The organism is Desulfosporosinus acididurans, assembly GCF_001029285.1.
Classification (GTDB): domain Bacteria; phylum Bacillota; class Desulfitobacteriia; order Desulfitobacteriales; family Desulfitobacteriaceae; genus Desulfosporosinus; species Desulfosporosinus acididurans.
In genome coordinates, this window is the sequence record NZ_LDZY01000004.1 from 363500 (window position 1) to 374595 (window position 11096).

An 11096-nucleotide genomic window follows, 5' to 3' on the forward strand; every position below is an offset into this window, starting at 1 on the left:
AGACAACAGAAAAAAGAAAAGCTCTCGTCTGAGAGCCTTGGGTATAAATTAAGTCCTATTCAACGTGGTCTAATATTAACTTTGTAACGCATTCCTCGCAATTAAGGATTTCTTCAGAATTAGGTAAATTCTTTCTGACAGAGCAATCGGGGTGAATTTGCTCGCAAAGTCCACCATTAACGTTACCTTTAAACGATTGCATTAAAGTAATTCCCCGGAACAATACTTCGCAACCCGCAATATTTTCAGTATCATCTGTCCAATCGTCAAAATCGGATAGTGCCTCTGCAACTTCGTTATATTGGGTATATTCAGGATTATTCGCTTGGAATGGTTTTGCAACGACCCATATTTTATTAGGATTATCTTTCAACATATTATGGCCCTCCATATTCTGACGTACATAATGCAGTAAACTGACTCCAACGAATATTTTACCTTATATTCTGAATTGAGTCCATGTATTTTCTTACACAATCTTTTGGCAGGTGAATACTCTCGGTTCAATTACTATACTATTGGAAGTACAATTAGTTTATTGGTTAGGGATATTGTCAAATATTGAGAAAACAGGTATTATACTAAGAGCTCCCCGCGAGAAAGGATTAAATTTTATGGATCAGATAATGAAGGAACAAGGGGAGAAACAATAAAAATTACGAGAAAATTGATAGAATAATTGCTTAAATGTTCTGGGGATCTTTATATATTCTTTATGCTTTGCAGGTTGATATTTAGACAATTTTTATGGAGTTTTAGGCTATAATAAGTCAGCATTTGAATTTTGCTATTCTTTATATAATTTGCCTTTTACGCGAAAGTTTTGTGTGCAGGTGATTCAATCATGAAAGACCAGGGAAAACTGACTGTATTTCTGGGTGCGGCTGCCGGAGTGGGCAAGACGTATGCCATGTTAGAAGCAGCAAGGGAACGATTAACCGCAGGTGTGGATGTGGTTGTTGGTTTCGTTGAAACTCATGGGCAGGCGGAAACTGAGGCTTTGCTTAAAGGCATTCCCGTGATCGCTAAAACCCAAGAATATCTGGGCAACCACTCTGAAGAAGTAGATTTAGACATCCTTTTAGCGCATCGACCTCAACTGGTAGTCGTTGATGAATTAGCCCACACAAATATCCCCGGATTGCGTCATAAGAAACGCTATCAGGATATCGAAGAGTTATTGATTTCAGGAATTGATGTCTATACCACATTGAATATTCAGCACCTAGAGAGTCTTAACGATGTTGTAGCTCAAATAACAGGAGTTACAGTAAAGGAGACCGTGCCTGATCGCATTCTGGAAATGGCTTCGCAAATTCAGATGGTGGATATTACACCTGGTGAGCTGATGCAGAGACTTAAAGAGGGCAAAGTTTATGTCCCCGGAGAAGCTGCAGAAGCGATTCAGAAATTCTTTCGTCCCGGAAATATTAATGCTTTGCGGGAAATGTCTTTGCGTTATACTGCCAAACGAGTGGACTGCCAGATGGAATTATATATGCGGAATCATGGTATTGCAGGTCCCTGGCCATCAGGAGAAAAGGTCATGGTATGTGTAAGTGGCAATCCTTTTTCTGTCAAACTGATTCGAACTGCGAAAAGAATGGCAGCACGGCAAAACGCAGAATGGTTGGCTGTCCATGTGGCTCTCCCAGGTAAAATGCCCCAGAATGAAGCTGAAAATGATAGTATTGAACAAAACCTGCGTATGGCTGAAAAATTGGGCGCAGAAATTGTTACTCCTTATGGTGATGACATCGTTGAAGAACTTCTGAAATTGGCTCGTAAGCGTAATGTTTCTCAAGTTATTGTCGGGAAACCGGAACGAACTCGTTTTCGGGAATTATTGCATGGTTCTATAGTTGATAAAGTTATTCGCAAGAGTCATGGTATCAGTGTCCACGTTATATCTGGGCGAAAGGAAGTATCAGAACGAGAACTGAAGCTTAAAACAATTGAAACGGATGACAATCCTTCTAAAAGTCGCATCTCCCCTCGATGGCCTTGGGCAACAGTACCTTATTTGATGTCCATTGTAATGATGATAGCTTTGACAGTTGCAGTGGCGCCTATCGAATCTTTTCTGGGTACGGTTAATATTCTCATGCTTTATTTGCTGCCTGTTCTTCTTATCGCGGCCCGCTGGGGTAAGTTACCTGCTGTTATTACCGCAGGGATGGGTGTAGTTAGCTTCGATTATTTCTTTGTGCCGCCTTTCTATACCTTTGGGGTCTATGATTTTCGTTATGTTATAAGTTTTGCTATTTTAATGTTTGCCGGTTTTGTTACTGGAACTCTCTCCGGTCGTTTAACAGATCAGATTAATTATTCCCGGCAGCGTGAGCAACAATCTTCTGCGTTATATTCTCTTAGCCGTGATCTAACAGCAGTTGATAAGTTAGAGAGAGTTTTGGACAGTATTGCCCGCAAGATTGGCGAAACGTTAGATGGTCAGGTTGTTATTTTGCTGCCTAATGAACGAAATAATTTAGTTATGGGCCAATGTTCAACGACGGATCATTTTATGACTGAAAGTGAAATGACAGTGGCCACTTGGGTCTATGAGAGAGGACAAAAAGCTGGAAAAGGAACCGAGACTTTAGGGACGGCCAAAGGATTGTATCTCCCTTTAGTTACTGAGCAAGGCACCCAAGGAGTATTGGGAATTTGTTTTTTTCAGCAAAAAGAAATCGTTAATCCTCAACAAATCCGTTTTTTAGATGCTTTTGCCGGTTTGGCTGCCCTGGCAATCAATCGCATAAAGTTAGCTGACGAAGCAAGACAAGCTCATACTTTAGCTGAATCTGAACGCCTGCGCACGGCTTTATTCAATTCTTTATCCCATGACTTAAGGACACCGCTATCCTCAATTATCGGTGCAGCCACAGGACTCTTGGAGGACCATGATTCTGTCTATTCGCCGGATGCAAGAAATGATTTATTACAGACGATTTTGCAAGGTGCTGAAAGAATGAATCGCTTTGTCAATAATCTTTTGGATATGGCCCGGCTGGAAAGCGGAATGCTCAAACTGCATAAAGATTGGTGCGATATCCAGGATATTATTGGTGTGGCTATTAACCGTTTAGATATCGTTCTGGCTAAACGATTCCTTGATATAAAGATTCCAGCAGGGTTGCCCTTAGTCCAAGCGGATTATGCGTTGATAGAGCAAGTATTAGTCAACTTGCTGGACAATGCGGTTAAGTATTCGGAGCCGGCAAGCAAAATCCTCATTCGTGTCAAGCAAGTTGGACAAACCTTAGAAATTGCTGTAGCCAATCGGGGAAATCCTATTCCTGAAACAGATTTGAGTAAGGTATTTGACAAGTTCTATCGACTAAGCTCTCCGCTTCAAGTCAGTGGTTCAGGTTTAGGTTTGTCGATTTGCAAAGGAATTATTGATGCTCATAATGGGGATATCTGGGCCGAAAATAATGAACTCGGCGGCGTAACCATTATCTTTAATTTACCCTTAGATTATGATCTCTCCGATCAAGTTCAAGTCGAAGGAGGAGATTAACATAGATACGAAAGGACATCGGATCTTAATCATCGATGATGAAACACAGATTCGCAGATTTCTGAGGGTCAGTTTAACCAGTCATGGGTATGTGGTGAGAGAAGTAGGAACGGGCCAGGCCGGTATAGACGAAGTTGCCTTAAACAGTACAGATCTTGTGATTTTGGATTTAGGGCTGCCAGATATTAATGGAATTGACGTTCTCAATAAAATAAGAGAGTGGTCAAAGGTTCCAATCATCATTTTATCCGTTAAAGAACAGGAGGCGGATAAGATCACTGCCCTGGACAATGGAGCGGATGATTATGTAACAAAGCCTTTCAGTATGGGTGAATTGCTGGCCCGAATGCGAGCAGCCTTACGTCATTCGGAAAGAGTTGAAGAAGAACCGATCTTAAAATTCAATGATTTAGTGCTTGATTTATCTCATCGCCAGGTCAGAGTATCTGAGAGCGAAATTAAGCTGACTCCGACGGAATATGAGCTTATGAAAAATCTGGGATTAAATGCAGGTAAAGTTTTGACCCATAAATTTCTATTGCGAACTGTCTGGGGGCCGGCATACGAAAATGATACTCAGTATTTAAGAGTATTTATGGGGCAAATTCGCCGTAAAATTGAAATTGACCCCTCACGCCCCCGCCATATTATCACCGAACCAGGGGTAGGGTACCGATTATTATAAAAATTATTTTAGTTTTTTTCTAGCAGCTGCATGGGTAAAAATGAAAAAAGAGAGACACTATAAAAAAGAAAGACACAATAAAGGAAAAGATCGGAGGGGAATAGTATGGCTTCTGCCAGTAAAAAGTTATTTTGGTTAAAGCTAAGGACATTAATATTCGGGCATCCTCTTGAAACACAGAGTGCGGAAAGTCATAAAATTGGAGTTTTCGGCGGGATTCCGGTCTTCGGATCTGATGTCATTTCTTCTCAGGGCTATGCTCCGGATGCAATATTATACGTGCTAATCTTAGCTGGAACTGCTGGTTATGCAGCGTCCATGAAGGTCACAGGTGCTATTGTATTGCTTCTTGCAAGCATTTTAATGCTCTACCGGCGTACTATTCAAAAATATGCCCAAGGAGGAGGCTCCTACACTGTTGCCAATGCCTATTTGGGGGAAAAAGCAGGTTTGCTGGCCGGTGCGAGTCTGAGCATTGATTATATTCTTACAGTTGCAGTTAGCGTTAGTTCGGCCGTTGAGAATCTGACCGGAATCTTCCGTTGGTTGGAACCGACCCCCCATAAAGTTTTAGCAGATTGTATTATTATTATTTTTATGACCGTGGTCAACTTACGGGGCCTTAAAGAATCAGCGAAACTTTTTGCTATACCTGTATATATGTATATCATCAGCATTTTTAGCCTGGTTGGGTTTGGCTTAATTAAGTATTTTATTTATGGAATTACTCCTATGCCCTATTCTCATGCTATCATTGCGGCAAATACTCAGAGTTTGACCTTATTTCTCTTTCTTAAAGCCATGGCAGCCGGTACAACGGCTTTAACGGGAACAGAGGCAGTAAGTAATGGTGTAACCGCTTTCAAAGCTCCTGCCCAGAAACGAGCCATTCATACCTTATTTATCCTTGGTTCTATCGTCGCAGTCGGTCTAATAGGCTTGGTATTTCTGGCGAGTAAATATCATTTAGTCCCCAGTGATGACAATACAATCATTAATCAACTCGGACTGTTAATTTTCGGCAGAACAATTATGTATTATATTTTAATGGCAGGTATCGGAATTATTTTGGTCATCGCAGCCAATACGCCTTTCGTGGGTTTGCCAATTCTCTTAAGTCTCATGGCTCGTGACGGGTATGCTCCCCGTTATTTCAAAAACTTAGGCGATCGTTTGGTTTATAGTGCAGGAATTTGGACCTTGAGTATTATTGGAATTATATTAATCGTTATCTTTGATGGTGATACCCACAGCATGCTGCCCTTATATGCTATTGGCGTTTTTATCAGCTTTTCACTGACAGGCTTTGGTTTAGCTAAACATTGTATTGAGACTAGACCGAAGGGTTACTACAAAGATTTGATAATCTTTTTATTCGGCGGACTAATATCATTTTTGGTCTTTATTATCTTCTTGATTACTAAATTTATGGAAGGTGCATGGTTAGTTGCCATAATCATTCCTTTACTTATGTTCTTCTTCCATGTTGTTTCGAAAGTTTACAAACGTGAAATTACCCTTATTAAACCAACTAAAGAAGACATCGAAGCATTTAATAAGGAGATTGCCAGAATTGCCAATCGTCGTTCTAATGTTGAGCTTTCTGAATATCGGAGCAAGATCGTTATTCCTGTATTTGATTTAAACAGAATTGTTCTTAAGGCTCTTCAATACGGCTATGAGCTAACGCCCTTAATATCGGCTGTACACATAGCTTCGGATAAGGAAAGGGCTGAGAAACTCCAAAGACATTGGAAACAAAACAATATTCAAATCGATTTAGATATTGTAGATTCTCCATATAGAGCTACGGTTCATGATTTGTTAGGTTACTTGGACACTCTCGAAAAAGACCCTAACTTTACAACAGTAACATTGGTCATTCCGGAATTTGTCCCGCCTAAGATATGGCAGAATTTCTTGCACAATCAGACGGGACAACTGATGAAGCTATTGCTTTTATTGCACAAGAACATTTTAGTAACAAGTGTTCCTTATCATACACCTGAGGAAGAATAAGAGGAAAGACATTATTTTGACGAGTTATTTACCTGGGGCTGTTTTTCGGGACAGTCCCTTTTTTTGGGGGGACGTAGGTATGAAAACTAGCAATAATCTATCACAGTAAATCGGGAAATACATGAGAATTAATGAGATGGAGCGGAGTATAGAAGCCGGCTGGGTGATTGACACCTTTGCCGGCTTTTCTTTTGAAAATACATTATAAATTTACGGGAATAATAACTATTGCTTTTCGGTTTATTGCTTAAGAAGAATGATTTTCTTTGACTTTGAGTGATAACAGATTCGAAAAAATCAAAATCTATGAAATTAGGGGAGAATATTATGGAGAATAAAGATAGAGGTATGTCTGCGGGGCATCTGACTATGATGGCTTTAGGAAGCGTTATCGGGGGTTCGTTTTTCTTGGGAACATCGGTTGCAATGAATGCCGCAGGGCCTTCTATTTTACTATCCTTTATTTTCGCCGGAATTCTAGTTTATTTTATCCTCTTCGCTTTGTCAGAAATGACGGTAGCTAATCCTTACGGCGGATCCTTTAGCACCTTTGCAGCGGAAGAGCTGGGTGAGGGGACGGGTTTTGTCGTAGGGTGGGTATACTGGACTGGTACAATTTTCTCTATGTCCAGTGAGGCTACGGCTATCCCAATTCTTTTGGGGCAATGGATTCCTAATCTACCCATAGGACTAATAGGAACCTTTCTTATCGTAGGCGTTACACTCTTAAATCTTCTTGGTTCACATTGGCTAAGCAGGCTTGAAAGTGGTCTCTCCTCAATAAAATTAATAGCTATTGTGTTTTTCATTATTTTAGGGATTGTTCTTATTGTAGGTATTATCCCAGGAACACGGCCGATTGGAGCCGGAGAATTAGTACATGAGCCATTAATGCCCGGAGGACTGAAAGGAATCGCCGGTAGTATGCTAATTGTTATGTTTGCTTATGCCGGTTTTGAGATTATAGGTTTAGCTGCCTCAGAGGTCAAGAATCCACAAAAAACAATCCCGAAAGCGATTGCTTATACTGTCTTATCCCTTGTTGGGTTATATATTCTCTATGCAGCTGTCCTCTTGCCTTTAGTTCCTACAGCCGCACTCAGTGACAATATGAGCCCGATGGTTATGTCTCTTAATCGGAGAGGAATATTGTGGGCTGGCACTGCGCTTAATGGGGTGCTGATTTCTGCAAGCCTTTCTGCAATGTTGGCCGCAGTCTTTGGCCTAGGCCGCATGATTAGGTCTTTAAGCGACGAAAGACATGCTCCTAAGTGGCTGAGGGATAAGACTGAAGTTCCTTATCGCGGAATCTTATTTTCCGGTATGGCTATGCTCTTAGGGTTGGGGTTTGGCCACTTGTTTCCGAGAGTTTACCTTGTCTTAATCACTTCCGGCGGCTTTGCTCTTCTTTTTACCTACGCAGTTATTATGGCTTGCCACATTCGTTTCCGGACAAAGAAAGGATGCCCTCCCCATGGAAAATGCCAGATGCCTGGCTTTCCCTATACCTCTTGGTTTGCTTTAATCAGTATGATTTTGGTTTTTATTAGTATGCCGTTTATTCCGGGACAGAGCGCCGGACTGGTCACAGGTATTGTCATGGTCATAATCTATTCCCTCATCTATTTAGGGATGAGAATATTTAGAACTCAGATATCAGAAAAAAGCGTTTTAAAAAAACGGGGCTTAGCAATTGATCGTCATTATCAGAGAAATTTTTCCACTGAATTCTCTGAGGAATTGGCAACTGAAATACATGGTAAATCCAAGTGTGATCATGAAAAAGAGAGGTAGATTAGATTCTCCTCTCTTTCCTTTATATCCCGGCGATCTTAGAAACAATGAACCCCGAGGGCACTCCATGTCTTCCTGCCAACAACTCCATCTTGAACTAATCCCATGCTTGATTGAAACGCGAGTACTGCTGTTTTAGTAATTGGCCCAAAAACTCCGTCAATCATTCCTGTGTAAAATCCCTTTTGTTTTAATATCCCTTGAAGATTGATGACTGCCGGACCAGTAGTCCCTTCATAAAGAGTGGGACAGTGATCGATTGCCGGTGAGCCACAGTGCACCCCGAGAGCGCTCCATGTATGCTTTCCCACGATTCCATCCTGAACCAAGTTGTTTTTCGCTTGAAACGATAATACTGCCGATTTTGTCTTTGGCCCAAAAACTCCATCAATTTTTCCTGGGGAATAACCGTTTGCCAGTAAGAGTTCCTGTAATTTTATAACATCATGACCTGTAGATCCTTCCTTTAAGACGGAGCACGTAGAATCGTGTGAATGATCATAACCATGGCGGTGATTCAAAATTCCATCCCTCCTTTTTTGCATTGTATGTTAAGTTAAACATCTATGTTAAGGAGGGACAATGTTATTTATAGTGTTTTTTATCCAATCGTAAGGCTCACTCTTCAAGTAGGAGTGGTTCTCCTTTATTCAATCTAAAGATGCCAAAAATAAGCGTTTTTCAGCTTCTTTAAAGATAATAAAAAGCAATATTTACATGCATGACCTACCGTGTTATAATGCTACTGTAATTTTTACCAATTGAGAACAGAGGCGTTCCCAAAGGGGCGTTTTTCTATTTTCAAGAATTCACAAAAGGAAATAACCTTAAATTTTATAATGTAAGTTTTGTCCTATAGACAAAAATCAAAAAGGCTATGGGACATTGCGCAATAAGATCTCCGGACGCGGAGATCTTATATTTATTTTACTATGGGAGAGTAAGCGGCTACTCTGAAGGTAAGACGAGTTCAGTACGCCTTGAAATTAATGATAGAAGCCTAGGAATGGTGTCTAAGGATTTAAAAACTAAAAATGATATTGGTTAAAGGGAGTACATGCTGACAGGAGCAATTTTCTGATTTCCTTAAATTCCTGGATAATTATTGACAATAAAAAAATTATAATGAGTAGAGCTGAAATAATCATCTCGTTCGCTCCTTTGTAAAGGATGTTTATAATGATACATAATGCTTAATATAGATTATTCAGCATGTCCAAAGAAAGTTCATTGATTAAGGAGTTCTAGTATATTTGCCAGAAGCAGGGGAGACCTAACTTGGCTAATTATGAAAAACAGAGCAGACAAAACTGCTCTGTTAGATGAGTCATACGTTTAATCGTGACTCGGATCTGTATTCTCGTTCGTGAGAATATCTGTCTTTTTGGTTATAACCTTTGTTTTTGGGGTTATGATTCCCGGTTTGGGAGAGTTCTTTTCTGGTAAGAAATTTGTATTGTTGCTTTTACCTAAGGTTGCCATGTTCTTATCTCCTTTACATAAACTGAATTTAGTTTTTGCAAAAGAGTTTATTCTAAAACGTTAATTTATGACAAATAAGTATATAGTTTACTTAAAACGAATACTGATAACACAATTAATCTGAGATTATATACCGTCTCCAGGGAATTCTTTGAGGATCTATTTTAGAAATATAATCGACAATGTCTTTTTGCCCGTAATAAGTAGATTTTCCCTGCCAATCACGGCCCAATAGGATGATAGGCATTCCTGGGAAAATATGGAGATATGCATTTATAGCTTCTTCGTTTTGGTTAATATTCTGTACAACATCATGATTGACCAAAACTATAGCATATTTAACACCCTCATCATTAACAATAGCACCTGTAATTTGATAACTCATAATTTCTCTCCTTTAATAAATGATAAAATCTTTTTTTGATCATATAACTAAATTCGACACAAAAAGAGAAACACCTGTTTATGAGACATTTAAACATCATTGTATCTTAGATCAAGTCCGTAATGTAATTATGTAAATCAAGTCCTAGTATGCCCTATTTCACCAATTCCATTAAACAAATGTAGAGGTAGATAAAAAAGGATCTTAACCAAAAATCACTTCGCTTTTGCAGCGATTGACATAGAGCGTGGGGGGCTTAAAAACTGGATAAATTCTTCACATAATGATCATAGAAGCATCACAAGTCTGCTTTACCATTATTATCAGGATCAGCATGCAGCTTGTCTATCCATTCAATCTATTCCTTCTTACTATACCTCTCCAAGTGAGGGGTATTTCTTTTATAAGTAAGCTGCTGCAATGTTAACATAGAGGTTACCAATATTAGTGTCGCTATAATGTGATGGGACGTGAAGTGAGATGAAATTGATATTATTTCTTATACTAATTTGCCTTGATTGTGGTATCCTTGTTAAGAATTTGCGTTGAATTAGTCTTGTGTCAGAAATAGGTTAGTTTCATTCTAATTTAAGTGAACTGCTTGAAGACGTTCTTTATCTCAATGATAAGGGTAATAAGCTTATGTCAGGTTTTATTTATAAACGATTGGTAACTGTGATAAACAATGAATAAATTCAGCAACAATCGTCCATTCCACAACAACTTAAACACGGAAATACTCCCAGCATCAACGGAGGCCACTGAAAAAGTCCTTATAGTAAAAAGGTATAACACCTCATAATATAGAGGAAGTTATACCTTTTTTGTTTTATAATTATAGTATCAATTTCATGTAGGTGAGTTCTATGATTCAAAAACAACAATCAATGATCCTCAGTCCATTTATGGATATATATAATATAGTCGTACCAAAGGATAATCTATTGAGAAAAATGAACGAACTGGTTGACTTCTCTTTTTTGTATGACGAACTTAAAGATAAATATTGTCTTGATAACGGTCGAAATGCCATCGACCCTATTCGGATGTTCAAATATTTATTGTTGAAGACTATCTATGACTTGTCGGATGTTGATGTAGTTGAGCGTTCAAAATATGACATGTCTTTTAAGTATTTTCTTCATATGGCACCAGAAGAGGCAGTTATTGAGCCGAGTTCATTGACCAAATTTCGCAAACTGCGTTTG

9 protein-coding genes are annotated in these 11096 nt (G+C 39.3%); 5 read left to right on the forward strand and 4 right to left on the reverse strand.

Annotated features, from left to right (window positions below):
• Positions 1-55: 55 nt before the first annotated feature.
• The gene (locus DEAC_RS07550) at positions 56-376 is read right to left on the reverse strand and encodes a hypothetical protein (RefSeq protein ID WP_083995961.1); all 321 of its coding nucleotides are present in this window, start codon (positions 374-376) and stop codon (positions 56-58) included.
• A gap of 468 nt (positions 377-844) precedes the next feature.
• On the opposite strand from DEAC_RS07550, the gene DEAC_RS07555 reads away from it, so the two are divergent.
• The 4 genes from DEAC_RS07555 to DEAC_RS07570 all read left to right on the forward strand — a co-directional run bounded on the left by DEAC_RS07555 (position 845) and on the right by DEAC_RS07570 (position 8021).
• A complete protein-coding gene (locus tag DEAC_RS07555; protein ID WP_047809395.1) occupies positions 845-3523 on the forward strand; it encodes a sensor histidine kinase in 2679 nt (892 codons plus the stop codon).
• Positions 3483-4208: a response regulator gene (locus tag DEAC_RS07560; protein ID WP_047809396.1), complete on the forward strand. Its 726-nt coding sequence runs from the start codon at positions 3483-3485 to the stop codon at positions 4206-4208. The genes DEAC_RS07555 and DEAC_RS07560 overlap by 41 nt, the downstream gene beginning before the upstream one ends.
• 105 nt (positions 4209-4313) lie before the next feature.
• Positions 4314-6227: an APC family permease gene (locus tag DEAC_RS07565; protein ID WP_047809397.1), complete on the forward strand. Its 1914-nt coding sequence runs from the start codon at positions 4314-4316 to the stop codon at positions 6225-6227.
• Positions 6228-6554: 327 nt separating this feature from the next.
• Positions 6555-8021: an amino acid permease gene (locus DEAC_RS07570; RefSeq protein WP_047809398.1), complete on the forward strand. Its 1467-nt coding sequence runs from the start codon at positions 6555-6557 to the stop codon at positions 8019-8021.
• 38 nt (positions 8022-8059) lie between these two features.
• On the opposite strand, the gene DEAC_RS07575 is transcribed toward DEAC_RS07570, so the two are convergent.
• The 3 genes from DEAC_RS07575 to DEAC_RS07580 all read right to left on the reverse strand — a co-directional run bounded on the left by DEAC_RS07575 (position 8060) and on the right by DEAC_RS07580 (position 9888).
• Positions 8060-8542 carry a peptidoglycan-binding domain-containing protein gene (locus DEAC_RS07575; protein ID WP_083995963.1) on the reverse strand — a complete coding sequence of 161 codons (483 nt, stop codon included), beginning with the start codon at positions 8540-8542 and terminating at the stop codon, positions 8060-8062.
• 814 nt (positions 8543-9356) lie between these two features.
• Positions 9357-9503: a hypothetical protein gene (locus tag DEAC_RS23825; protein ID WP_200903105.1), complete on the reverse strand. Its 147-nt coding sequence runs from the start codon at positions 9501-9503 to the stop codon at positions 9357-9359.
• Positions 9504-9618: 115 nt separating this feature from the next.
• Positions 9619-9888, reverse strand: a complete 270-nt coding sequence (locus tag DEAC_RS07580) for a hypothetical protein (protein ID WP_047809400.1) — start codon at positions 9886-9888, stop codon at positions 9619-9621.
• Between the two features lie 866 nt (positions 9889-10754).
• On the opposite strand from DEAC_RS07580, the gene DEAC_RS07585 reads away from it, so the two are divergent.
• A partial coding sequence (locus tag DEAC_RS07585) for a transposase (protein WP_047809401.1) occupies positions 10755-11096 on the forward strand: 342 nt, incomplete at its 3' end.